A 23,394-nucleotide genomic window follows, 5' to 3' on the forward strand; every position below is an offset into this window, starting at 1 on the left:
CCCAGATTTCTGGAGATTGCGTTCGGAGACCCAAGAATTTGAAATTCAGCAACAAAACGTGGAATCGACTTTCCCTCGCTTTCCTGTAGATTGCCCTGAGGTGATTGCTGAGTGATTGCTGGAGGGCTCAGTGGCAAATGGATCCATTACGCTAAGAGCCGTTGAGGCTCTCAAGCCGGGCGATAAACCCGTGTTTCTCTGGGACCAGGACGTGAGGGGCTTCGGCCTGAAGGTGACTCCCTCAGGAACGCGGACTTACATCTTCCAGTATCGGCTGGGAGGGCGCGGTGCGAAAACGAAGCGATACACCATCGGAACCCACGGTCGCCTGACCCCGGATGAAGCGCGCAAGCGCGCCAAGCGGCTGGCGGCACAGGTTCTGGATGGAGCAGATCCATCGGCGATCCGTCGCATCGAGCGGCAAGAGCGCATCGATCTTGCCTTTGACGCCTATGTCTCACGGTTTCTGAAATTTCAGATGGAACACCAGGCGCCCCGTTTCCATGAATTGACTGAAGCCATCCTGCGAATTCACGTCACGCCCAAGCTCCGGGACAAGGCACTTCCGTCGATCACGAAGGCAGACGTCGTACAGATACTGGATGGGTTGCCGGCGGGTCAGTTGGCGCTTCGAAGAAACACGTTCGCCATTCTCCGGTTACTGTTCAACTGGGCTGTCAACCGCGGCGACATTGCGAACAGCCCGATCGCAAACATGACCGCTCCAAATCCCGTTGCCGCTCGCGACCGGGTCCTCGCAGATGCCGAGCTTGCGCTTGTCTGGAACGGTGCAAGCAAGCTGGGGTATCCGTTTGGGCCGTTTGTGAAGTTGCTGATCGCGACAGGTCAGCGCCGGGATGAGGCTGCCAAGCTCGATTGGAGCGAGCTCGATCGAGAGTCGGCGACATGGAGTATTCCCTCCGATCGCACCAAGAACGGCAAGCCGCACCTGGTCCCTCTGAACGCATTGGCTGTCGAAGCACTGGGAGAGGTTGCGGAGCTCTTCACAAAGAAGGCCGACACCTGGCCCAAGACCGGTCTTGTTTTCTCAACAACCGGGAAGACCGCAGTTTCCGGCTACTCCCGTGCGAAATCTAGGTTGGATGAGCAGATTGCAGAATTGGCCGCTGGTGCGAAGCGCGAACCGCTGAAGCCATGGCGCCTCCATGACCTCCGACGAACGCTCGCTACAGGTATGCAGCGGTTGGGGGTTCGTTTCGAAGTGACGGAGGCGATTCTCAATCACCTCAGCGGTAGCCGTTCGGGGGTCGCCGCAGTCTATCAGCGCCACGACTGGGCTACGGAGAAGAGGGCGGCTCTACAAGCGTGGGCGGATTACATCGATCACGTGCTGGCACCTCGAAAGTCGAACAAGGTTGTGCCGCTGTCCGCTGCCACGAGGGCTTGACCAATGATGATCCAGACGGGTCATTGGACCTGGAGACCTGCTGAAGTCGAGCAGCAACTGATCGAACTGGCGCTGTCCGACATCCGAACGCCAGCAGTCATCTTTCAGAGCTGCGCTGACTCCATCCACGATGGACTTCTGGCATACAGGTTGCTGGGCAGCGCCCCTTCAGATGCGGTCCCGTCACCCTCCGACATCGATGCCGGTCTACGTCAGGTGGTCGAAGGCGCGCAATCGATTGCCGAAGGCCTTGCCAAGCTCAGATATGCTTGGCGTGCGACGGACTCCACAAGCGTGGACCGCTTGCAGTCCTTGGACCATCTGCACCGGGCGTTGCTGGGAACCCTGGCAGTTGGGGGGCTTCCGCCGAAGATCGCTGTCCGGATACCGCTCGACGAGCTGGAGAGACTGATGCCTGCAGTTCACGCCTTTGGCTTCGAGAACGATTGGACCCCGCATTGGCAGAGGCTGGCCGGAGATCTCGCTGCTGTTGCCTCAGCATTCGAGAGAAGCGATTTCGCGCGGATCAGCCGCCCACTTCCGGACCGGTCTGCGATCCTGATCCAAAATCTGGGCAGCATTTACAATCTCGCAACAGGTAAGAGGCCGGCCGCGTCAGCACCGAAAGGCAATGCGCCTGCCGGTTGGCAAGGGCCATTCGTCCGCTTCGTCGGCCAGCTTTGGCCTCTTACGAACGACCCGCTCTCTCCCTCACGGGCCACCATTGCCCGCGCGCTTAAGGCGGGTCGTACGAATCATCCCGCGGAACAGGGGTGATGATTCAAGGGATATCGGGCTCTTCTCCTTTCCGGAGATATCCGCGCTGTCATCAACGCGGATGGAGTGTCCGGTGGAACTGCCTGAACTGATTTCGCCTCCCAACCTTGCCCAGAAGATTGGCGTGGGCGTGAACTGCCTGGCCAAGTGGCGCCTCACAGGAGAGGGGCCACCCTTTATCCGGGTCGGACGGCGGGTGCATTACCATCCCGAGGATGTCGCGAACTGGCTGCAATCACGCCGCGTGAGATCCACAAGCGAGGCGCCCGGCGCCTGAACCTCAACCGCTGGGCTCACTCGGGCCCGGTCACAACCTGCCTGGCGCGGTCGGCAAAGACGGTGGCGTGCCAGGGCCAAGGGTACCATGGGGTAGGGATCATATACCCGAAGGGCACCACGAAAGCCTGATGCCCAAGGATCCCCCGTCGACGATGTTTCGGCGGTCAAGAAGCAGGCGACCATCCGGACGCATCGGTTGCGGATGGGTCTCCAAGCGGCGGCCGGCTCCAGAAAAGCAGGAAGCACGTGGAAGAGACAGGTGGGACCCCCCGCTCGCGCAGCGGGGTAGGTCCCACTCTGTCTCCTGCGGTCGAACCCCACCAAAAAAGCAGATATCGGGACAAGACTCGAAGTCGAAGTGTCTCTCGAACTGCAGCGACGAGCGCTATCCATAGCTTTGATGCGTGGACGGAAGTGTTGGAGTCGTCCGGAGCTGATGGCATGCGAATCTGTTGAATCTGATTGCAGCGGTTGGCGACAAAGATGAAGAAATCTCTTCCCGCTAAACAGCAAAGCGGTGCCCCTATCGCTAGGGACACCGCAATGAATCGGCGGGTGCTTTTGGGACGCCGAGCCCACACGAAGAAGCATTTGCTTGCGAAAAGCAGCCCCTTCTCGTTCTGCTAGAAATTCATGCTAGCATTGCAGAATGGGAGGTCAAGCGTGACTCGGGAAATCATATTTGGATTTGACATCGGTACAACTTCGATAGGTTCGGCGGTCGTGCGCATGGACCCGGCCGCCTCCAGCGGCGATATTCTCCACTTGGGTACGCGAATTTTTCCTGAGGCTAGAGATCCTGACGGAATTCCGCTGAATCAGGAACGCCGAAAGCGCCGAATGATGAGACGGCAACTCCGGCGACGGCGCGCACGGCGACTCGAGCTGAACCGGTTGCTATCAGAAGCGGGCCTTCTGCCAGCGTTCAGCAAGTCGCCAGGATCCGAATGGGCGACAGTCATGTCGATTGACCCATGGGCCCTACGTTGCCGGGCAACACGAGACGCGCTCTCGCCGCTCGAACTTGGGCGGGCAATTTATCATCTGGCGCAGCGTCGCCATTTCAGGGGGCGCGATCTGGAGCAGGCCGACATCGATGGCGATACTTACGAAGAAAATCTCGCAGCCGACGAAAAAGCGGCTGCAAACAAGCGAGAGGCTGATCGCAATGCCCTGAAAGCGTCAGGCTTGCAGCTTGGTGCATTCTTGGCTCAAATTCCCGAGCGTGAAGAAAGGCGAAGGGGTCATCACTTTGCACGCGAAGATGTGGCTGCCGAATTTCGAGCAATCGTGCGTGCGCAAGACTCACATCATCCGCAGTTGGCCGATCCGGTCTTTTCGCAGGCTCTCGAGCAAGTTATTTTCGATCAGAAGCCCGTTTTCTGGCGCCTGGCAACGCTAGGGCGCTGTCGGTTCGTGCCTGGCGCAGAGCTGGCTGCAAGCGCAAGCTGGATCGCGCAGGAAAAGCGGATGCTGGAGAAACTGAACAACCTCCGGATCGAGGAGGGCAACGGCAGACCACTCGATGAAAACGAGCGCGCGGCGATTCTCGGCCTTCTCAGGAAACAGGACAGTGCCAGTTGGGCCGGAATTCATCGCCACCTGAAGCTCTACTGGCGCAAGCATGATATGCCGGAGAAGCCCAGCTTCAACCTGCAGAGGGCGGGAGAGAAAGGCCTCGTCGGGAACCGGCTCGAAAACAAGCTGGCGTCGATCATGGGTGATCGATGGGAGAGAGAACCCGATCTTCGCGATCGCATGCGTCGAGAGATCCATTCCCGCTTGTATGCTGCCGATTATGGGCAGGTGGGTGGCCGGATCGTTATCCGCCGGGAGTCTGACAGAAAACGTATGCGGGACGAAGCCCGAGACCTAATGCAGGCCGACTATGCCCTGACCGACCAGCAGGCAGCCGCTCTCGCCGCGCTTAACTTCGCACCAGGCTGGGAGCCCTTCTCGGTCGCATCGCTCGAGGCGTTCCTTCCGCGCCTGCAGGAGGGTGCCATCTTTGGTGCGCTTCTTGCCAGCCCCGAAGAGGAAGGCTGGCGTGTCGCCACCTTCCCCAATCGGGTCAAACCAACCGGGTCTTGGGTGCAAAAACTGCCGACGCCTGGCAACAGCCGGGACGAAGTCGAGCGGCAGAAGACCATCCGAAACCCTACTGTGCTGCGCGCACAGAATGAACTCCGCAAGGTGGTGAACAACCTTATTTCGGTTTACGGTCCGCCGGACAGGATCAGGGTAGAGGTTGCGCGTGAGGTCGGCCGATCTGCGCGGGAACGTGCCGAAGAGCTGAAACGCAATCGCGACCGAGAGAAGGAGAGAAAGGCAGCAATCGCGGCGCTGCAGGCTAATGGAATCACCCAGCCATCGCGGGACGATGTCGAGAAATGGCTGCTCTGGAAGGAATGCCGGAGGATCTGCCCCTACACCGGTCGCGAGATCAGCTTCGTCGCATTGTTCCAGACCGGCGAGTTCCAGGTTGAACATATCTGGCCGCGCTGGCGCAGCTTCGATGACAGCTTCGCAAACAAGACCCTTTGCCACCGCGATTTCAATCTCAGGAAGTCAAATCGAACGCCGTTCGAGGCCTTCGAACATGATGCCGACGCATGGGAAAATGCCCTCAGGCGCGTCAGGAACTTCGACGGGCCACCCGGGCGGGTAACTGCCAAGGCCAGACGATTTGCGGCGGTCGAAATCCCGGCCGACTTCGCCAGCCGTCAGTTGAACGACACGGGATATGCTGCTCGTCAGGCAGTCGGCTTCCTGAAGCAATTGTTTCCGGATCTCGGCCAGTCCGGCGAGGTCCGCGTCGCGACACTTTCAGGCCGGGTCACCTCGCGGTTGCGGCGCAATTGGGGCCTTAACGGCATCCTGTCGGACAGCGGGGAGAAAACCCGCGCCGATCATCGTCACCACGCTATAGACGCCCTCGTCGCCGCGCTTGCGCACCCGGGTTACACTCAGCGCCTCTCGAATTGGTTTCAGGCGCGTGACTCCGCGGTACCGATGGCGGAGCCGTCCCTCGATCCGCCATTTGCAAACGTGCGCCAGCAGGCTGAAGTCAAGGTAGGCGAGATTGTCGTTTCGCACCGCGTGCGTCGCAAGGTGTCCGGTCCGCTGCACAAGGACACGACCTATGGCGATGCAGGCCCTGCCGAAGGAACTGGTGGCATTCACTATCGTTGGTTCGTGACACGAAAGCCGGTCGAGTCGTTGTCGAAGTCGCTGCTTGCTGACGATGAAGCCTGGCCCGACTCTCATGTTCGAGACACCGTGCGCGCATGGGTGGAGGCCAACGGTGGGGATCCGAAGAAGGCTTTTGTCGGGGGATACCCTTCGGTTTCCGTGGGGGGCGCCCCCATTCGCAAGGTGCGCATCCGCGTGAAGCAGCAGGACAAGCTGATGGCGAAGCTCAAGAACGGCTATGCCGATCTGGGCAACAATCACCATATGGCAATATTCCGACACCCCGATGGCAAGGTCGAAACAGAGATCGTTAGCTTGTTCGAGGCGGCGAACCGGTTGAGGCGCAAGGAACCGGTAACTGCAACGCAGCGGAACGGCGCCAGGCTGCTGATGTCCCTGGGGCAGGGCGACGCTCTTGAGTTCCCGGATGGCAAACTGAAGGGGCACTGGATTGTCCAGGGTGTCTGGGCTGCTGGCCCGATCGTACTCTGGCGTGCCGAGGATGCGAGTGGCCTGTCGGTGTTTCGCCCGACTGCAGCCTCAATCCTGAAATCAGGAGGCCGCAAGGTTTCCGTCGATCCCATAGGCCGCATTCGCCCGGCCCGCGACTGATGCTGAGAAAGACCATCGAAATCGCCACACTGGGCACCAGGTTGTCGGTGGCCCACCGCCAACTGGTCATCGAACGCCCGGAGATGCCAAGAGCAACCATCCCCATAGAGGATCTGGGCGTACTCGTCGTGGATGAACCCCGCGCCACCTACACCCAGTCCGTCTTCATTGAGTGCCTGGCTGCCGGAGCCACCGTCATCGTGTCCGGTCGGGATCATCTTCCCGCCGGCATCATGCTGCCGATGGAAGGGCATCATGCAGCGACCGAACGACACTGGGCGCAGGTGGAAGCCAGCGCGCCATTGCGAAAACGCCTTTGGCAAGCACTTGTGGCCGCCAAGCTTCGCCAGCAAGCACGGGCCTTGCGGGAATTTGGCAGCGACGATGCAGGCCTGACTGCTCTTGCCGCTCGTGTCCGATCAGGTGATCCAGACAATTTCGAAGCACAGGGCGCCCAGCGCTATTGGCCGAAGTTGTTCGGCAAGGATTTTCGGCGCGATCGTGCCGCCGATGGCATCAACGCCTTGCTGAATTATGGCTACGCCATTGTGCGTGCGGCCTGCGCGCGCTCGATTGTTGCATCCGGCCTTATCCCCTCACTCGGCGTATGGCACCGGAACCGATCCAACCCCTTTTGTCTGGACGATGATCTGCTGGAGCCGTGGCGGCCGATCGTGGACTGGAGGGTGCGCAGTCTTGTCATGTCCGGCGAGGCTTCACCTGGCCTCGATGACCGGCCGACGCGCGCTGCCCTTCTCGCGATCTTCAACGAAACGATACTGGTGGGCGGCAGGCGCTGGCCGCTCCTCCTGGGGATCGAACAATCTGCCGCCAGCCTGGCAAAGGCCATCACGATGAATGATCGAGAAGGACTGATCCTTCCCGAGAGTCTGCCGCTGCAGCCCGAACTCGTCGAAGATGGCACGACCTGAGCCGCCGCCGCGCTACTCGATACAGCCCTGGGGGTGGCGGAGCATGTGGGTGATCGCCATGTTCGACCTTCCTGTTGACACCAAAGCCGCGCGGCGCGCCTACGCCAGGTTCCGAAAGGAACTGCTGGAAGACGGTTTCACCATGATGCAGTTCTCGATCTACATTCGTCACTGCGCCTCGATCGACAACGCTGAGCTGCACGCCACTCGGATGGGCGCCAAGGTGCCGGAAAAGGGAGAGGTGCGATTCCTGACAGTCACCGACAACCAGTTCGGTCGTATCCGAGTCTATGTCGGAAAAAAGCGGCAGAAGGTGCCCGCAGCACCGGCTCAGTTGCAGCTTTTCTGAGGATGAAAGAGGAAAAGCCCTCGCGTTTTCAATTCACTACGCGAGGGCTGGTCTAGCAGAACGAGAAAGGGCTGCAATCCGCAGCCGCAGCTTGAGGGGGAGGCGCGCGCCCGTTGGTCTAGCAGAACGAGAAAGGGCTGCAATCCGCAGCCGCCAGCGCCATCAGCGCGATGTTGTCGCCGGTCTAGCAGAACGAGAAAGGGCTGCAATCCGCAGCGCGCGCACCACGATTCCGGCCGAAACGGCGGGTCTAGCAGAACGAGAAAGGGCTGCAATCCGCAGCATGGTCACGCGGATAGGGGAACAGGCCTTGGGTCTAGCAGAACGAGAAAGGGCTGCAATCCGCAGCCCTTCGCCTGACGGCATCGTAACTCTTTCCGGTCTAGCAGAACGAGAAAGGGCTGCAATCCGCAGCTCGCAGATGGTGCTGTAGGCGTGGGCGAGGGGTCTAGCAGAACGAGAAAGGGCTGCAATCCGCAGCGCCACGCCGAAGACGGCGCCCACAAGGGCGGGTCTAGCAGAACGAGAAAGGGCTGCAATCCGCAGCATGGCGCCATCCTATCATGCGGCTGCGGGCGGTCTAGCAGAACGAGAAAGGGCTGCAATCCGCAGCCGACCGTTTCGCGTATCTCAAAGGCGCTGGGGTCTAGCAGAACGAGAAAGGGCTGCAATCCGCAGCTGCTATGGGCGACGCCGGTGCAAGGATGGCGGTCTAGCAGAACGAGAAAGGGCTGCAATCCGCAGCCGGCAGGCGAGGGCGGCCCTGAAGCCGAAGGGTCTAGCAGAACGAGAAAGGGCTGCAATCCGCAGCGCGCCGGCCCCGCTGTAGCCGCGCGCCACCGGTCTAGCAGAACGAGAAAGGGCTGCAATCCGCAGCGTGCTGTTGGGCCGCGTGCCGATGTGCCACGGTCTAGCAGAACGAGAAAGGGCTGCAATCCGCAGCATTGATGCCGCGCTTCCCCGCGCAGCGCCGGGTCTAGCAGAACGAGAAAGGGCTGCAATCCGCAGCGCCTTTCCCGTCGTCCGATTGATCCGCCGTGGTCTAGCAGAACGAGAAAGGGCTGCAATCCGCAGCTTCTTCAGCCACGGGCTGTCCGCGCGCGGCGGTCTAGCAGAACGAGAAAGGGCTGCAATCCGCAGCTGGCGACCGCAACCCTGCGCGCGACCGTGGGGTCTAGCAGAACGAGAAAGGGCTGCAATCCGCAGCCTGAACGGGTTGGCTTCAAGGTGACGCCCTAGTCTAGCAGAACGAGAAAGGGCTGCAATCCGCAGCTCGCGCGAACTTCGCGCTTTCCGATCCCGCAGTCTAGCAGAACGAGAAAGGGCTGCAATCCGCAGCGGAAAAGGCCGCGACGTGCGGGCAACCAGCGGTCTAGCAGAACGAGAAAGGGCTGCAATCCGCAGCCAGCAGAACGGCCTGCCCCGTTGTGGCTCGGGTCTAGCAGAACGAGAAAGGGCTGCTGAGCGATCCTGACAAGCTCGGCGCCGTCATCTCGAAGGTCAAGCAGAAGCTAGGCGCTGTTTGGCTCTGTGGCCGAAAGTTCACGGTTCGCCACCGTGGCTCGCTCAGTCATCGGTGGAAAGGACCCTGGGGCACAATCAGCCGATTCGCTCGCCGGTGATTGCTGCGTGATTGCTCGCAGCGCAGGGTGGGCGCGGGGAAAACTTTAAGTTGTTGAAAAGAATGGCGCGCCCGGAACGATTCGAACGTCCGACCCCCAGATTCGTAGTCTGGTGCTCTATCCAGCTGAGCTACGGGCGCGCGCCTTGGAGGGCGGCCCTTTAAGGGAGGCGTCGGCGGATTGCAAGCGCGGGCAGCACACCGCTACAGCGATTTTCATGCGCGCCCCCATTCTCCCGTCCGCCATGGCCCCTGCCTTCGCGATTATCCTTGCCTTGTCCGGCTGCGCCGGAAGCGGCGGAAGCTTCCCCTCGCTTGCCCCCCGCCCGGGGGAGGTGCCCCGCGTGATCGAGGCGCCCGGCGCCGATACGACGCCTGCCCTGATGCCGGAACAGCAGGCGAGCCTGAGGGCGGACCTCGCGCGGGAGGGGGAGGCTCTGGCGGCCGTCGAGTCGGACCTGAAACGGCTGGGGGCAGAGCTCGACAAGGCGCTGGCGGCCGCGCGCGGGCAGTCGATCGGCAGCGAAGGCTGGTCGAACGCGCAGATGGCCCTTTCCCGATATGATCAGGCTCGTGCGCCGCTGGATGCGATCGGGGCCCGGCTGGTGCCACTGGCGCGAATCGTGGACAGTCTGCCTGCGGACGACGCGGATCGCCGCGCGGTCGAGGCGCTGACCACCCGGACAGCGGCTGCCGCGGATCGGGCGCAGGCGCAGGTGACGGTCGCGAATCGCGCCCTGGGGGGCTGATCAGGGGCGGGCCAGCCGCAGCGCCTGAATCTGCGGCGTGGGCGTTGGCGCCAGCAGCAACTGGCCGTTCACGCGCCCGGTCGTGCAGCGCCACTGGAAGGTGCCCGACATCGCGCCCCCGGGCACGATCGGCACATTGGTGTCGCAGTCGCCCACTTCGGCCTTCAGCCGGGCGAGTTCCGAGGCCCAGTTCGCAGCCGAACGGTCCATCAGCATATTCTCGGCCAGCAGCGCCGGCTCCGCGTCGATCCGCCCCTCGGCCCAGATCCGTCTCGCCGCTGCATAGCCCCGGCCCAGCGCATCCGACAGCGGCGTCGGCGCCTTGCGCACCAGCCCGGCCCTTTGCAGCACCCCCGCCGCATCCCACACCGGGGCAAGCGGCGCGGCGTAGGTGCGGTTGGCGAAGGCGAACAGCCCAACCCCCGCTTCCGGCAGCAGCAGCATGTGCGATCCGTAACCGGGGTAGCCGCCCGAATGGAACAGAACGGCGCCCAGCAGGCAGTCGCTGCCCGAAACCAGGCCGCCCGCATAGATGAAGCCGATGCGGCAGTCGGGCGCGTCCTTGCCCGGCCGGGCGCGGGCATGGGGGATGCCGCCGCCGGTGCGCATCGCGCGGATGACCGCGCGTTCATGGTCTGCGCGGATGACCGCGCGTTCCCGGTCTGTGCGGATCGCGGCTCCGTCGCCGCCGGTCGTTGCCTGCGCCGGCCAGCCCGAAAGCAGGTGGGCAACCCATTTCGCATAGTCATTGGCGGTGGTGACGACGCCGCCCATCGCCCCGAACTCGCCATCCTTCATCATCGGCTCGGGCGACCATTGGCCGTTTTCCCAGCGATAGCCCCGCGCCAGCCGCGCATCCGGCACCTGGAACACGTCGTAGGTGGTGCTCGCCATCCCCAGCGGCCGGAACACCCGGTCACGGACGAAGCGCTGATAGGGCATGCCCGATACATTGGTGATCGTGCGGCCCAGCGTTGCGTAGCCGAAGTTCGAATATTCGTAGGCGCTGCCCGGTGCGGACTGCAGCGGGAAGCCCGCCTTCAGCATCGCCGTGAACTCGGCCGGCGTGCGCACCTGCTGCCGGTCTCCCCAGGGGTCGTCCGTGACGAAGCCGGCCGTATGGTGCATCAGGTCACCCACGGTGATCCCCGTGGCCCAGGCGGACATCTCCGGCACATGGCGGCTCGCCGGGTCGGACAGGCTCAGCCTCCCCTCCGCCTCCAGGCGCAGCACCCCATAGGCCGTGAACGCCTTCGACATGGACGCGATGCGGAAGGCGCTGTCGGCTGTGACGGGCCGCTTCACATCAAGATCCTGCACGCCCATCGCTTCCACGGCGACCAGCCTGCCGTCCTTCACCACCCCCCACACGAGGCCGGGCACCCGGTTGTCGAGCATCCAGTCCTGGAAGCCCCTGCGAATCTCGGGAAGGCTCGCCTCGATGGCGCCCTCGGCGCGCGACGGGGCGGAAACGGTGACGGCGGCGAAGGCGGCAACGGCCAGGGTCAGGATGCGCATGCCCGGCACCATAGCGCTTCGGCTGAGGGGCGAAAGAGACGAAGGGGCGCCACTCCTTCACCCTTCTTCGTTACCGACGCTCCCGCGTTGCCGAGAAGCGGACAGCCGGATGCCGGCCCTGGATATAGTTCAGGTCCCACAGGTCCTTCGCCAGGAACACAGGGTGCCCGTCGCGGTCGGTCGCCATCTGGCTCTTGTGCTCTTCCTGCAGCTTCCGCATCGCCGCCGCGTCGTCCGAGGCGACCCAGCGGGCGGTATCATAGGGGGAGGCTTCCAGCACGGCTTCCACCTTGTATTCGGCCTCCAGCCGGCTGATCAGCACTTCCAGCTGCAGCTGGCCCACCACGCCCACCACCGTCTGCGCGCCGATCTGGGGCGTGAAGGTCTGGATCACGCCTTCCTCGGCCATGTCGTCCAGCGCCTTCTTCAGCTGTTTGGTCTTTGTGGGGTCCTTCAGCGCCACGCGCCGCAGGATTTCGGGTGCGAAGTTGGGCAGGCCCGTGATCGTCACCGGCGGCCCGTCCGTCAGCGTGTCGCCCACGCGCAGGGTGCCGTGGTTCGGAATGCCGATGATGTCGCCCGGGAAGGCCTCGTCCGCCGTTTCACGCTCGCGCGCGAAGAACAGCACCGGGGAATGCACGGCGATCTGCTTGCCCGTGCCCACCTGGTTGAGGCGCATGCCGCGTTTGAACTTGCCGCTGCACAGTCGCATGAAGGCCACCCGGTCCCGGTGCATGGGGTTCATGTTGGCCTGCACCTTGAAGATGAACCCAGTTACCGTGGGGGCGCCGGGGTCGATCGGCGCCGGCTCGGCCGGCTGCGGGCGGGGCCCCGGCGCAAAGCGCGCCAGCGCCTCGATCAGCGGTTCCACCCCGATCTCGCGCAGGGCCGAGCCGAAATAGACGGGTGTCAGATCCCCATGCCGGTAAGCGGCGGCGTCGAACGCCGGATAGCCCATCTGGGCCAGCTCCAGCTCCTCGGAAACGCGCTCGTTGATGGCGGGCGAGACCAGATCCTTCAGCGCGCCCTTCACGATGCTTCCGTCCGGGCGCTGAAGCTGCTGCCGCTCGATGTCCCACAGACCCTCGAACTCACCGCCCAGTCCCACCGGCCAGCTCATCGGGCACACATCCAGGGCCAGCTTGTCCGCGATCTCGTCCAGCAGCTCGAAGGGCGACTTCCCTTCCCGGTCCACCTTGTTCACGAAGGTGATGATCGGCACGCTGCGCAGACGGCACACTTCGAACAGCTTCAGCGTCTGCGCCTCGATGCCCTTGGCCGCGTCGATCACCATCACGGCGGAATCGACGGCTGTCAGCGTGCGATAGGTATCTTCCGAGAAATCCTCGTGGCCCGGCGTGTCCAGCAGGTTGAAGGTCAGGCCCCCGCGCTCGAACGTCATCACGGAAGATGTGACGGAGATGCCGCGCTGCTGCTCGATCTTCATCCAGTCCGAACGCGCGCGCCGGGCGGCTCCGCGCGCCTTCACCTCGCCGGCGGCATGGATGGCGCCACCGGCCAGCAGCAGCCGTTCGGTCAGCGTCGTCTTCCCGGCATCCGGGTGGGAAATGATGGCAAAGGTGCGCCGATCCGGAACGGACCCGGCACGCGCGGCTGGCTGTGTGGACATGGCGCGCCCCTAGCGCGAATATGGGCGCGCCTCAATCGGCGGGAGAGTGGAGATGGCGCAGACAATCCGGGTGGACATCATTTCCGACATCGTCTGCCCGTGGTGCTTCATCGGCTGGCGTCAGCTGGAACGGGCGCTGGAACTCGCCGGGCTTGGAGGCGACATCCGCTGGCACCCGTTCGAGCTGAACCCCGCCATGGCCCCCGAGGGCGAGGATATCGGGGAGCATGTCGCCCGCAAATATGGGGCGACGCCGGAACAGTCCGCCGCCAGTCGAAGCCGGATGCGGGCGATCGCCGAACCGCTTGGCATCGATTTTTCCGGCCGCTCGAATCGCATCTGGAACACGTTCGCCGCCCACCAGCTGCTGCACTGGGCAAGGGACACGGGGCGGCAGACGGCGCTGAAGCTGAAGCTGTTCGAAGCCTATTTCACCAAAGGCGAGAATGTCAGCGACGTCGATGTGCTGCTGAACGCCGTGGAGGCAGCCGGCCTCGATCGCGCCGAAGCGGCGTGCGTGCTGGCAGACGGGCGCTTCGTCGAAACCGTCCGCGCGCTGGAGCAGCGCTGGGGTGAAATGGGCATAACCGGCGTTCCCGCCATGATCCTGGCCGAAAAGGGCCTGGTGATGGGCGCGCAGGAACCCGAACGGCTGGCGATCGCGCTCAGGAAGATGGCAGCGCTCCCGTCGGACCCCGTCACTCCGGCAGAATGACGTCTCCGTTGGGCTGCAACGCGAAATAGGGATTGTAGGCCACCTCCCAGGGATGGCCATCCGGATCGAGGAAATAGCCCGAATAGCCGCCCCAGAAGGCCTTGTGCGCCGGCACATGCAAGGTGCCCCCTGCTGCAACCGCAGCCGCCAGAACGGCCTCCACCTCCGCCTCGCTGCGCACATTCTGCGCGATCGTCATCGCGCCAGCCGGCCTGCCGCCCGGCAGGTGGCAATCCGCCGCCAGCTTTTCGAAGGGATAGAGGCCCAGCAGCAGCCCGTTCAGCTGGAAGAAGGCCATGCCCGGCGTCTGCTTCGCCTTCCGCGTCAGCCCCATGGCCTCCCAGAAGGCGCAGGCCCGGTCCATGTCGGCGGTTCCAAGCGTGACGATCGAGATTCGCTGTTCCATAGTGGCATGGTGCCGCGCGCGGAATTCGCGGCCAAGTGAAAACATACCCTGGGGAGGGAAAGTGGCGAAGCAGATGAAGCGCGTGGTGCTGGCGCGCCATATCGAGGGTCAGCCGACCGAGGCCGATTTCCGGCTGGAGGAGGCGCCACTGCCCGACGTGCCGGAGGGTCGCTTCCTCGTCGCCAACAGCTTCGTCTCCGCCGATCCCGGCACACGCTCTCGCCTCAGCCCCGGCGCCAGCTATGCGCCGCCCCTGAAGCCCGGCGACGTGGTGGACGGCTTCTGCGTGGGCCGGGTGATCGAAAGCCGCAACGCGCGATTCCCGGTCGGCACCCTTGTCACCCACGGTGGCGGCTGGGCCACCCATGCCCTGCTGGGCGGGCGCGGCTATTGCAGCCCGCTTCCAGATATCGGCGTGCCCGAATCCGCCTGGATCGGCGTGCTGGGCATCCCCGGCATGACGGCCTGGTTCGGCCTCAAACGTGTGGCAGGCATCCAGCCGGGCGAAACCGTTCTCGTCACCTCGGCCGCGGGCCCCGTCGGCGCCACCGCCGGCCAGCTCGCCCGCCATTTCGGAGCGGCGAAAGTGGTGGGCCTTGCGGGATCCACGGACAAGCGCCGCTGGCTGGAAGAGGACTGCGGTTTCGACGCGGCGCTGGATTACCGCGCGGCTGATCTGGATGCGCAGGTGGCGGCCGAATTCCCCGACGGCATCGACATCCTGTTCGACAATGTCGGCAACGCCATGATCGATCGCATGCTGTCGAAGATGAAGATGCGCGGCCGCATCGTGGTTTCGGGCCAGGTTGCCGATTACAACACGCCCGCAGATCAGGTGCCGGGCATCCGCAACACCCGCGAATTCATCGCCCGGCGCCTGCGCATGGAAGGTCTGGTCGTCTTCGACGATCTTCCCCAGTTCGCGGGCGCGCAATCCGAAGTGGCGGGCCTGCTGAGGGACGACTGGCTGAAGACCCGCGAGCTGGTGGGGCAGGGCATCGAAAGCCTGCCCGGCCTGTTCGCCGGCCTGTTCAGCGGCGGTGACTTCGGCCGGCGTCTGGCACATGTGGGAGAGGTCTGATGGCGCTCGACGGGTACACACGTTTCGACTTCAGCCGGCAGGGTCGGATCCTCACCGCCACCATCCGGGCGCCGGGTCCGGTGAACGCGGTCGATGCGGCCCTCCATGCCGAACTCGCCCGCGTGTTCGCCGATCTCCAGCATGACGAGGGCAGCGATCTCGTCATCCTCACCGGCCACGGCCGCGCCTTCTGTGCCGGCGGCGACTTCGACTGGTTCGACGAGCAGATCGCCAACCCGCAGAAGTTCCGCGAGATCGGCTGGGAAGCGAAGCGCATCGTCACCTCGCTGCTGGAACTGGAAAAGCCGATCATCTGCCGCATGAACGGCGCCGCCGCCGGGCTGGGGGCGACGGTGGCCCTGCTGTGCGACATCATCGTGGCGGACGAAACTGCGGCCATTGGTGATCCGCATGTGAAGGTGGGGCTGGTGGCGGGCGACGGCGGAGCCGTCATCTGGCCGGCCCTTGTCGGCATGGCCCGCGCCAAGGAATATCTGCTGACGGGCGATCTGATCCGCGCGAAGGACGCAGTCGCGATGGGCCTCGTCAACCATGCCGTCCCGGCTGCGGAGCTTGACGCAAAGGTGGCGGAAATCGCCGCGAAGATCCTGGGCAATCCCCGCTTCGCCGTTCGCTGGACCAAGGTGGTGATGAACCAGACGCTCCGCCAGCTGGCCGTGCAGTCGATGGACGCCTCCATCCCCTATGAAACGCTCTCCAACATGACGGCGGATCGCGCCGAGGCCGTCGCCGCCTTCCGCGAACGGCGCGCGCCGAACCTCTCGGGGGACTGATGCAGACTTTTCAGGACGAGCCGGCGTACATCACGGAGATCCGCGACCAGCTGCGCCGCTTCATCGCGGCCCACGCCCCGCGCGAACAGCGCATCGCCTGGGATCGGGACCGCCGATGGCCGCGCGATGTCTATGCGAAACTCAACGAAATGGGCCTCACCGCGCTCACCGTGCCGGAACAATATGGCGGCGCGGGCCAGGATCTCGTCGCCGCCGTCGCGGTGATCGAGGAACTGGCGGCCGCCGGGCCCTTCCTGGCCGGCCCCTTCATCCACACGGCCTTCTATGGCGGCATGAACCTCTCCGAAAACGGCAGCGAGGCTCAGAAGGCCACGTATCTGCCCCGCCTCGCGCGCGGTGAGCTCTTCTTCGCCTATGGCCTGTCCGAACCCAATGTCGGCGGCGACCTCGCCTCGGTCGAGACCCGCGCCGAACTCGACGGCGACACGGTCGTCGTGAACGGCGCCAAGCGCTGGTGCACCGGCGCGGACTGGGCGGATGTGATCTACTGCCTCGTCCGTTCGGGCCCCGCCGACCAGCGCTACCGCAACCTCAGCTTTCTCCTGATCCCGACAGACACGCCCGGCATCACCATGCAGGGCATTACGCACGCGAACCTGCGCTACACCGACAGCCAGGATGTCTTCTTCGACAATGTCCGCCTGCCGAAATCCGCCATCGTCGGCGGAGAGGCGATGTGGAACCAGGGCTGGAAGCTGCTCGCCGGCCGCGCGCTCGATGTGGAAAAGCTCGAGATCAGCGCTTGCGCGCTGGGGATCGCGAAAGCGGCCTTCAACGAGGCCTGGGCCTATGCGCAGGAGAGGGTCCAGTTCGGGAAGCCCATCAGCCAGCACCAGTCGATCCGCCACAAGCTGGTGACGGCGGCCACGAAGCTCAGGGCGGCGGAACATATGCTTCATCACGCCGCCTGGCTCGCGAACGAGGGGCGGCCCTGTTCCATCGAAACGTCGATGGCCAAGCTGTTCGTGGCGGATACCGGGGTGGAAATCGCGCTGGCCTGCCAGCAGGTGATGGGGGCCTATGCCCTGTCCGACGGTTACGAGATGGAGCGGCACGTCCGCGATCTTCTGGGCATGCCCATCGTCGGCGGCTCGTCCGACATGCAGAAGAACAATCTGGCGAGCCTGATGAAGCTATGATCCCGTCGCCCGCCCTGCTGTCCGAGATCGCCGCCCGCGCCGCGGAGATGGAGGAAGCGCGCCGCCTGCCCGCAGATCTTGCCACAGCGATGGCGGCGCAAGGCCTGTTCCGCATCGCCATGCCGCGCTCGCTGGGCGGCGCGGAACTGCCGCCGGCCGGAATCGTCCGCGCCATCGAGGCGGTTGCCGAAGCCGACGCATCGGCCGGCTGGTGCGTCATGATCGGCGCCACCACCAATCTCAGCCTCGCCTGGCTTCCGCCGGCTGTCGCCGCCATGGTTGCGGCCGGACCAGACACCATCACCGGCGGCGTGTTCGCCCCCATGGGCCGTGCCGGGCGGCAGGGGGATCACTGGCAGGTGAGCGGCCGCTGGAGCTGGGCCTCGGGCAGCGCCAACTGCCGCTGGCTGTTCGGGGGGTGCCTGCTGATGGAAGCGGGCAAGCCCATCCTCCTGCCCGATGGCCGCCCGGACACCCGCATGCTCCTGTTCCCGCGCGAATCGGTGGAGCTGATCGACACCTGGCAGGTCGCGGGTCTGAAGGGCACCGGCTCGGGCGACATGGCGGTGCGGGATCTGCTTGTTCCCCACGATCACATGGTCGCGCTCACTGCGCCGCCGGTCGAGCAGGGCGCGCTGTATCTGTTCCCGGTTTTCGGCCTGCTGGCGCTGGGGATCGCGGGCGTGGCCAGCGGCAATGCCCGCGCCGCGCTGGACGCGGTGAAATCGGCGCTTGCCGCCCGCCGGCCACCCGGCGCTGCGAAATCCGCAGCCGAACGGGCGACCGTCCAGGTGGAGATCGCAACCGCCGAAGCCCGGCTGTCCTCGGCGCGCGCCCTGCTGTTCGAAACGCTGGAGCGCGCATGGGACCGTGCGACCGCCAGCGGCGAAGTCGATCTGGAAACCCGCGCCCGCTTGCGGCTCGCCGCCACCCACATGGTGCGGACCGGGGCGGATGTCGCCCGCACCGCCTATGATCTGGGCGGCGGCGCAGCGCTTTTCCTGGAGAATCCGCTGCAGCGACGATTCCGCGACGCCCATGCGATGACCCAGCATGTGATGGTACAGCCGGCCACACTGGAACTGGCGGGGCGCGTGCTGCTGGGTCAGCCGACCGACGCGACCCTGCTTTAGGCGCTGTTCCGGGCAGCGATCCGGGCGCGGAAGGGGACCGATCTTGTTGCCCCGTCGCCGGGCGGCTGCTAGGCGCGGGCCATGGCAGTGGACGACAAGATGGTGCAGCGTGTGGCGGGGCTCGCGCGGCTGACACTCAGCACGCAGGAGGTGCCCCACCTCACTGCGGAACTCAACAGCATCCTGGGCTGGATCGATCAGTTGCAGGCGGTGGAAACGGGCAATGTGCAGCCGATGACGGCGGTGATCCCGCTGAAGCGGGACTGGCGTGCCGATGTCGTCACCGACGGCGATATCCAGGCCGATGTGCTGGCGAACGCGCCGGAAGCCCGCCACGGCTTCTTCGCGGTGCCGAAGGTGATCGAATAATGGCGTCTCTCACCGATCTGTCGCTGGCTGCGATGCGCGCCGGCCTTGCCGCGAAGGATTTCTCCGCCCGCGAACTGGTGACCGCGCATGTGCAGGCGGTGGAAGCCGCGCGCCCGCTGAACGCCTTCACGGTGGAAACCCCGGACCATGCGCTGGCCGCCGCAGACGCGGCGGATGCCGCGATCGCGGCCGGAACGTCCGGCCTGCTCGCCGGCATCCCGATGGGCATCAAGGACCTGTTCTGCACGAAGGGTGTGGAAACCACCGCCTGCAGCAACATCCTGAAGGGCTTCCGGCCGACCTACGACAGCACCGTCACTGCGAACCTGTTCGCGGCAGGCGCGGCGATGCTGGGCAAGCTGAACCTCGATGAGTTCGCCATGGGCTCGTCCAACGAAACCTCGGCCTTCGGGCCGGTGATCTCGCCCTGGCGCGCGGACGGCTCCACGGCGAAACTGGTGCCCGGCGGATCGTCGGGTGGTTCGTCTGCCGCTGTCGCCGCGCGGCTTTGCGCGGCGGCCACCGGCACCGATACCGGCGGCTCCATCCGCCAGCCGGCCGCCTTCACCGGCATCGCCGGCATCAAGCCCACCTATGGCCGCTGCTCGCGCTGGGGCGTGATCGCCTTTGCCTCCTCGCTGGATCAGGCCGGCGTGCTGGCCCGCGACGTCACCGATTGCGCGCTGGTGCTGGAAGCGATGGCCGGGTTCGATCCAAAGGATTCCACCTCCCTGAACGAGCCTGTGCCGCACTACGCCGGCGGGCTGACGGGCAGCCTGAAGGGCAAGCGCATCGGCATCCCGAAGGAATATCGGGTCGATGGCATGGATCCGCTGCTGGTGAAGCTGTGGGATGATGGCGTGGCCTGGGCGCGCGACGCCGGGGCCGAGATCGTCGAGGTTTCCCTGCCGCACACGAAGGAGGCGCTGCCCACCTATTACATCGTCGCCCCGGCAGAGGCGTCCTCCAACCTCGCCCGCTACGACGGCGTGCGCTATGGCCTCCGCGTCACCCCCGAAGGCGGCAGCCTGGCGGACATGTATGGCGCCACGCGCGCAGCCGGGTTCGGCGCCGAAGTGAAGCGCCGCATCATGATCGGCACCTATGTGCTCTCCGCCGGCTATTACGACGCCTATTATCTGAAGGCGCAGAAGGTCCGGGCGCTGATCGCGCAGGATTTCGAACACGCCTGGGAATCCTGCGACCTGCTGCTGACGCCCACGGCTCCCACCGGTGCGTTCGAACTCGGCTCCAAGTCCGCCGATCCGCTGGCGATGTATCTGAACGATGTGTTCACGGTTCCTGCCTCGCTGGCCGGCCTGCCGGCCATGTCGATTCCGGCGGGGCTCGATGCCAGGGGCCTGCCGCTCGGCCTTCAGCTGATCGGACGGCCGCTCGATGAAATGGGCGTGCTGGATGCGGCCTTTGCGCTGGAACAGCGGGCCGGCTTCAAGGCCGCACCGGCACGCTGGTGGTAAACGGCTTCAGGCGCCGCCTTCCGGCTTCGCCGGGGCGGCCCTGTAGGTCCAGAAATTGTGCAGGGCGAAGATCAGCGGCGGGTTGGTGACCGTGATGATGCAGATGCCCAGGATGTAATGGACCCCCAGCCTGTCCAGGATGGCGGCCAGGCTGACGGCCACGGCCAGTCCGATACCGGCAACGGTGACATAGCGCGCGAACGTCCGGCGGTGGAAGCCCGTGCGGAAGCTCCACATCGTGTTGATGATGTAGGAGATGATCGTGGAGGTGACATAGGCGACCCCGTTGGCGAGCGCGGGGGTGGCGTCCAGCAGTTCCACCAGCGCGATCGTCACCACGAAATGAACGCCCGTCACGAACAGGCCGGTCAGCCCGAACCGTATGAAGCGTCCCAGCAGGCTGCGCGCCGGGGGCTGGCTCATGGGCGGCTTTCGTTCGCCACCGCGTCTGCCGGGGCGCCTTCGTAAATGGTGCGGATCAGGAACACGGGGCGCCGCTTCGATTCCATATAGGTGCGGCCCAGATATTCGCCCAGTACGCCGATCCCCATCAGCTGCAGCCCGCCCAGCAGCGAGATGGCGACCACGATCGAGGCATAGCCCGGAACGTCGATCCCGAAGATCAGCACCTTCACCACCGTATAAAGGGCAAAGCCGATGGACAGCAGCGCGACAGAGCCGCCGATGTAGGTCCAGATGCGCAGCGGAACGGTGGAAAAGCTGGTGGTTCCCTCCAGCGCGAAGTTCCAGAGCTTCCAGCCGTTGAACTTGGAGGTGCCGGCCACCCGCTCCGGCCGGGCATATTCCACCGTCGCGGTGCGGAACCCCATCCAGGCGAAAATCCCCTTCATGAAGCGGCGGGATTCCGGCATCTGCCGCAGCGCCTCCACCACGCTGCGGTCCATCAGCCGGAAGTCCCCGACATTCTCGGGGATGTCGATGTCCGAGATCTGGTTGTGGATGCGATAGAACCAGCCCGCCGTTATCCGCTTCGCCCAGCTGTCGGCATTGCGGCTGGCCCGCTTCGCAGCAACCACGTCATAGCCGTCACGCCACTTGTCGATCATCTCGGCGATCAGTTCGGGCGGATCCTGCAGGTCCACGTCGATCGGAACCACGACATCGCCCCTGGCGACATCCAGCCCGGCGCTCAGCGCGGCTTCCTTGCCGAAGTTGCGGGACAGGTCGACGATCCGGATCCGCGGGTCCAGCCGCTGCAGCGACAGCAGCTCCTCCAGCGTGGAATCCTGGCTGCCATCATTGACGAACAGCATCTCGATGGCGGGCCCCTCGGCGGGCGACGCGAACAGATCGGAAATGCGGCGCACGAAATGGGGTACGGCCTCAGCCTCGTTGAACACGGGCACCACCAGGGTCAGGCTGCGCGGCGCGGCCCGCCTGGCCGGTGGCGATCCCGCCGGAACCGGCCGGTGCGCATTCAGGCTGTTCATTCCGTCGATCCTCCAACCACCACCCCCGTGGCGGGCCCTTGCTTCTGCGTATACACCGCCCAGAAAGGTCCGCTCGCCACGCGCTCGATCCGCGCATCGGATGGAACAGGCCCGGCCGCATCGCAAACCACGACTGCCGTGTAGCCGAAACCGAACTGCCGGGCGATGCGATCCTGCCGTTCGGCGACGTCCGTCAGGTTCCGATCCTTCAGCCGGTCTTTCCGGGGGGCCTGTGCCGCCTTGTTGGCGCCCGCGGCTTTCAGGGGGCCGTCCAGTTCCAGCGGCTGCTGGGTGGGAAAGGCGAAGGTGGGCACGGCCATGCCCCGGGTGAAGGCCAGCAGGGGCGTCAGGGCCGAACAATAGGGCAGATATTCGGAACGCCCCGCGCCACTGAAATGCAACGGTGTCGCCAGCGGGCCAAGCTCGACCGTCGCGGTCTGCTTCATGAAATCCCGGAAATGCGTTCCCGCGCGATGATAGCTGGCGATCACCAGCGAAAGATGCGCGGCGAACAGCAGGCCTGCCGCGATCGTCAGCGGACGGGCCAGCGGATGGCGGGGATCCAGCACCAGCCCCCCCACCAGCAGGGACCACAGCAGCAGGGGCATGCGATCGTTGGTATAGCCGCTGCCGAACAGGTTGGGGGGCAGCACCAGCACCAGCAGCAGCGCCAGCGCAACGGCCAGCCGAAGCGCGCCCGCCAGCCGAAGCGCGCCCGCCAGAAACCCGCCGAGCACCACCGCCCACAAGGCCAGCCCGATCGCGCGGTCAGCCCAGGGGTTGATGGAATCCGCGAAGCGGATCAGCAGATCCGCCCGGCTCAGCCCCTCTTCGAACAGGCGGGCGAACAGGCTCTGCTTCTCGCGGTAGGCGCCCAGATTGGAAACGGCCGCCGTAACCCCCTGCGGCGCCTCCGCCGTGCGGGAGGAGAGGAAGATGAAGACAGGAAGAACCGCCACGGAAGCCAGCCTGACCCCGCGCACGAACAGCTTCGGGATGCCCGGCCAGCCAGCAGCGAACGCCAGCGCCAGTTCCACCATGCCCAGCATCAGCCCGAAGATGGCGAAGGCCAGCGCATGCACGATCATCAGCACCGCGCCCAAAAGGATGGTGCCGGCCAGTTGCAGCCATGGCCGGTCCTTCATGGCGATCCACCAGGCCAGCCCCAGCAGCATCAGCCCGGTTCCCAGCAGATAATTGGCAAAGCCCCAGCCGAAGATGTGGCTGAAGCCCAGGAAGCCGGCGATGAAACAGGTGAACAGCGAAATCCGCCCTTGCACGGCGCGCGCCAGCGCCAGCGCACCCGCGAAGGGCGCCAGCAGCACCAGGATCGCGATGATGCGCCCGGCGGGCATTGGCGCCATGATCTTCAGCAGCCCGGTTCCCAGGACATCCATGCCCAGGTTCGGAATCAGCGACCACACAGGCGTGTAATTGTCGGCCAGAACCGCAGTCTGGCCATTGTCCGCCAGGATCCAGTAGCGCAGCACATGGTCGTTGAAGTCCACGGTCGGCACCAGCGGCGTCAGCGCCAGCGGCACCAGCATCAGCAGGAACATCAGCGCCGGCGCCCAGATCGGTGCGCGGGCGATCGCGCCTTCCGGACGTGCAGCGCTGTTCCCCATCATGCGATCCCCGTCCGTGCCCGTCGCTGCGGTGCAGCGAGACTGTCTAACCGCATGGGCAGGGTGAAACAAGCGGAGGCCGCCCGCGTTAACCGCGCGGGGCAGCTTCCACTTG

General features: G+C 64.9%; 19 protein-coding genes, 1 tRNA gene and 1 CRISPR repeat array. Of the genes, 13 read left to right on the forward strand and 7 right to left on the reverse strand.

Translation table 11 applies throughout. The features are described from left to right. Window positions 1-115 precede the first annotated feature (115 nt). The 5 genes from ACW9TV_RS06285 (at window position 116) to cas2 (ending at window position 7,549) form a co-directional block, all read left to right on the forward strand. Complete coding sequence (locus ACW9TV_RS06285) at window positions 116-1,408, forward strand: tyrosine-type recombinase/integrase (protein ID WP_494304996.1); 1,293 nt, start codon at window positions 116-118, stop codon at window positions 1,406-1,408. Window positions 1,409-1,411: 3 nt separating this feature from the next. Then, window positions 1,412-2,185 carry a hypothetical protein gene (locus tag ACW9TV_RS06290; protein WP_494304997.1) on the forward strand — a complete coding sequence of 258 codons (774 nt, stop codon included), beginning with the start codon at window positions 1,412-1,414 and terminating at the stop codon, window positions 2,183-2,185. A gap of 1,008 nt (window positions 2,186-3,193) precedes the next feature. Continuing rightward, on the forward strand, window positions 3,194-6,268 hold the full coding sequence (gene cas9 / locus ACW9TV_RS06295) for a type II CRISPR RNA-guided endonuclease Cas9 (RefSeq protein ID WP_494305048.1): 3,075 nt from the start codon (window positions 3,194-3,196) through the stop codon (window positions 6,266-6,268). Further along, window positions 6,268-7,200 carry a type II CRISPR-associated endonuclease Cas1 gene (gene cas1 / locus ACW9TV_RS06300; protein WP_494302658.1) on the forward strand — a complete coding sequence of 311 codons (933 nt, stop codon included), beginning with the start codon at window positions 6,268-6,270 and terminating at the stop codon, window positions 7,198-7,200. Before cas9 ends, cas1 begins: the two co-directional genes overlap by 1 nt. Window positions 7,201-7,243: 43 nt before the next feature. After that, on the forward strand, window positions 7,244-7,549 hold the full coding sequence (cas2, locus tag ACW9TV_RS06305) for a CRISPR-associated endonuclease Cas2 (RefSeq protein WP_494302659.1): 306 nt from the start codon (window positions 7,244-7,246) through the stop codon (window positions 7,547-7,549). Between the two features lie 49 nt (window positions 7,550-7,598). Further along, window positions 7,599-9,020: a CRISPR direct-repeat array (repeat unit 36 nt; unit sequence GGTCTAGCAGAACGAGAAAGGGCTGCAATCCGCAGC). Window positions 9,021-9,234: 214 nt separating this feature from the next. Here cas2 and ACW9TV_RS06310 read toward each other — a convergent pair. Continuing rightward, window positions 9,235-9,311 (reverse strand) — tRNA-Arg (locus ACW9TV_RS06310). A 77-nt stretch (window positions 9,312-9,388) separates the two neighbouring features. Between ACW9TV_RS06310 and ACW9TV_RS06315 the strand changes: the two genes are divergently transcribed. After that, entirely contained in the window at window positions 9,389-9,919 is a 531-nt protein-coding gene (locus tag ACW9TV_RS06315; RefSeq protein WP_494302660.1) for a hypothetical protein, read from the forward strand. Here the strand turns inward: ACW9TV_RS06315 and ACW9TV_RS06320 are convergent, their stop codons facing one another. Next, the gene (locus ACW9TV_RS06320; RefSeq protein WP_494302661.1) at window positions 9,920-11,437 is read right to left on the reverse strand and encodes a serine hydrolase domain-containing protein; all 1,518 of its coding nucleotides are present in this window, start codon (window positions 11,435-11,437) and stop codon (window positions 9,920-9,922) included. A 70-nt stretch (window positions 11,438-11,507) separates the two neighbouring features. Then, the gene (locus tag ACW9TV_RS06325) at window positions 11,508-13,067 is read right to left on the reverse strand and encodes a peptide chain release factor 3 (protein ID WP_494302662.1); all 1,560 of its coding nucleotides are present in this window, start codon (window positions 13,065-13,067) and stop codon (window positions 11,508-11,510) included. A 52-nt stretch (window positions 13,068-13,119) separates the two neighbouring features. Between ACW9TV_RS06325 and ACW9TV_RS06330 the strand changes: the two genes are divergently transcribed. After that, entirely contained in the window at window positions 13,120-13,782 is a 663-nt protein-coding gene (locus ACW9TV_RS06330) for a DsbA family oxidoreductase (protein ID WP_494302663.1), read from the forward strand. On the opposite strand, the gene ACW9TV_RS06335 is transcribed toward ACW9TV_RS06330, so the two are convergent. Continuing rightward, window positions 13,766-14,188 carry a VOC family protein gene (locus ACW9TV_RS06335; RefSeq protein WP_494302664.1) on the reverse strand — a complete coding sequence of 141 codons (423 nt, stop codon included), beginning with the start codon at window positions 14,186-14,188 and terminating at the stop codon, window positions 13,766-13,768. The two genes, ACW9TV_RS06330 and ACW9TV_RS06335, sit on opposite strands and share 17 nt — an antisense overlap. 61 nt (window positions 14,189-14,249) lie before the next feature. Here ACW9TV_RS06335 and ACW9TV_RS06340 point away from each other — a divergent pair, with 61 nt between their 5' ends. The 6 genes from ACW9TV_RS06340 to gatA all read left to right on the forward strand — a co-directional run bounded on the left by ACW9TV_RS06340 (window position 14,250) and on the right by gatA (window position 20,203). Then, window positions 14,250-15,269: an NADP-dependent oxidoreductase gene (locus tag ACW9TV_RS06340; RefSeq protein ID WP_494302665.1), complete on the forward strand. Its 1,020-nt coding sequence runs from the start codon at window positions 14,250-14,252 to the stop codon at window positions 15,267-15,269. Continuing rightward, window positions 15,269-16,063 carry an enoyl-CoA hydratase/isomerase family protein gene (locus ACW9TV_RS06345; protein ID WP_494302666.1) on the forward strand — a complete coding sequence of 265 codons (795 nt, stop codon included), beginning with the start codon at window positions 15,269-15,271 and terminating at the stop codon, window positions 16,061-16,063. Before ACW9TV_RS06340 ends, ACW9TV_RS06345 begins: the two co-directional genes overlap by 1 nt. Continuing rightward, window positions 16,063-17,223 carry an acyl-CoA dehydrogenase family protein gene (locus ACW9TV_RS06350; protein WP_494302667.1) on the forward strand — a complete coding sequence of 387 codons (1,161 nt, stop codon included), beginning with the start codon at window positions 16,063-16,065 and terminating at the stop codon, window positions 17,221-17,223. Before ACW9TV_RS06345 ends, ACW9TV_RS06350 begins: the two co-directional genes overlap by 1 nt. Then, on the forward strand, window positions 17,220-18,356 hold the full coding sequence (locus ACW9TV_RS06355) for an acyl-CoA dehydrogenase family protein (RefSeq protein WP_494302668.1): 1,137 nt from the start codon (window positions 17,220-17,222) through the stop codon (window positions 18,354-18,356). The genes ACW9TV_RS06350 and ACW9TV_RS06355 overlap by 4 nt, the downstream gene beginning before the upstream one ends. Before the next feature lie 81 nt (window positions 18,357-18,437). Next, a complete protein-coding gene (gatC, locus tag ACW9TV_RS06360) occupies window positions 18,438-18,725 on the forward strand; it encodes an Asp-tRNA(Asn)/Glu-tRNA(Gln) amidotransferase subunit GatC (protein WP_494302669.1) in 288 nt (95 codons plus the stop codon). Then, on the forward strand, window positions 18,725-20,203 hold the full coding sequence (gatA, locus tag ACW9TV_RS06365; RefSeq protein ID WP_494302670.1) for an Asp-tRNA(Asn)/Glu-tRNA(Gln) amidotransferase subunit GatA: 1,479 nt from the start codon (window positions 18,725-18,727) through the stop codon (window positions 20,201-20,203). The genes gatC and gatA overlap by 1 nt, the downstream gene beginning before the upstream one ends. 6 nt (window positions 20,204-20,209) lie before the next feature. Here the strand turns inward: gatA and ACW9TV_RS06370 are convergent, their stop codons facing one another. The 3 genes from ACW9TV_RS06370 to ACW9TV_RS06380 are packed head-to-tail and all read right to left on the reverse strand — an operon-like array spanning window position 20,210 to window position 23,279. Continuing rightward, complete coding sequence (locus ACW9TV_RS06370) at window positions 20,210-20,626, reverse strand: GtrA family protein (RefSeq protein ID WP_494302671.1); 417 nt, start codon at window positions 20,624-20,626, stop codon at window positions 20,210-20,212. Continuing rightward, entirely contained in the window at window positions 20,623-21,654 is a 1,032-nt protein-coding gene (locus tag ACW9TV_RS06375) for a glycosyltransferase family 2 protein (protein WP_494302672.1), read from the reverse strand. Before ACW9TV_RS06375 ends, ACW9TV_RS06370 begins: the two co-directional genes overlap by 4 nt. Continuing rightward, a complete protein-coding gene (locus ACW9TV_RS06380) occupies window positions 21,651-23,279 on the reverse strand; it encodes a hypothetical protein (protein WP_494302673.1) in 1,629 nt (542 codons plus the stop codon). The genes ACW9TV_RS06375 and ACW9TV_RS06380 overlap by 4 nt, the downstream gene beginning before the upstream one ends. Between the last annotated feature and the right edge of the window lie 115 nt (window positions 23,280-23,394).

The organism is Sandaracinobacter sp. T42 (genome assembly GCF_059115405.1).

Coding starts and splice junctions, on each gene's coding strand:
- ACW9TV_RS06375 (WP_494302672.1), bottom strand. CDS start 21,654: ATGAACAGCCTGAATGCGCACCGGCCGGTTCCGGCGGGATCGCCACCG.
- gatC (WP_494302669.1), top strand. CDS start 18,438: ATGGCAGTGGACGACAAGATGGTGCAGCGTGTGGCGGGGCTCGCGCGG.
- ACW9TV_RS06330 (WP_494302663.1), top strand. CDS start 13,120: ATGGCGCAGACAATCCGGGTGGACATCATTTCCGACATCGTCTGCCCG.
- ACW9TV_RS06325 (WP_494302662.1), bottom strand. CDS start 13,067: ATGTCCACACAGCCAGCCGCGCGTGCCGGGTCCGTTCCGGATCGGCGC.
- ACW9TV_RS06345 (WP_494302666.1), top strand. CDS start 15,269: ATGGCGCTCGACGGGTACACACGTTTCGACTTCAGCCGGCAGGGTCGG.
- ACW9TV_RS06290 (WP_494304997.1), top strand. CDS start 1,412: ATGATGATCCAGACGGGTCATTGGACCTGGAGACCTGCTGAAGTCGAG.
- ACW9TV_RS06335 (WP_494302664.1), bottom strand. CDS start 14,188: ATGGAACAGCGAATCTCGATCGTCACGCTTGGAACCGCCGACATGGAC.
- ACW9TV_RS06355 (WP_494302668.1), top strand. CDS start 17,220: ATGATCCCGTCGCCCGCCCTGCTGTCCGAGATCGCCGCCCGCGCCGCG.
- ACW9TV_RS06315 (WP_494302660.1), top strand. CDS start 9,389: ATGCGCGCCCCCATTCTCCCGTCCGCCATGGCCCCTGCCTTCGCGATT.
- cas2 (WP_494302659.1), top strand. CDS start 7,244: ATGTGGGTGATCGCCATGTTCGACCTTCCTGTTGACACCAAAGCCGCG.
- ACW9TV_RS06320 (WP_494302661.1), bottom strand. CDS start 11,437: ATGCGCATCCTGACCCTGGCCGTTGCCGCCTTCGCCGCCGTCACCGTT.
- gatA (WP_494302670.1), top strand. CDS start 18,725: ATGGCGTCTCTCACCGATCTGTCGCTGGCTGCGATGCGCGCCGGCCTT.
- ACW9TV_RS06380 (WP_494302673.1), bottom strand. CDS start 23,279: ATGGGGAACAGCGCTGCACGTCCGGAAGGCGCGATCGCCCGCGCACCG.
- ACW9TV_RS06370 (WP_494302671.1), bottom strand. CDS start 20,626: ATGAGCCAGCCCCCGGCGCGCAGCCTGCTGGGACGCTTCATACGGTTC.
- cas9 (WP_494305048.1), top strand. CDS start 3,194: ATGGACCCGGCCGCCTCCAGCGGCGATATTCTCCACTTGGGTACGCGA.
- ACW9TV_RS06350 (WP_494302667.1), top strand. CDS start 16,063: ATGCAGACTTTTCAGGACGAGCCGGCGTACATCACGGAGATCCGCGAC.
- cas1 (WP_494302658.1), top strand. CDS start 6,268: ATGCTGAGAAAGACCATCGAAATCGCCACACTGGGCACCAGGTTGTCG.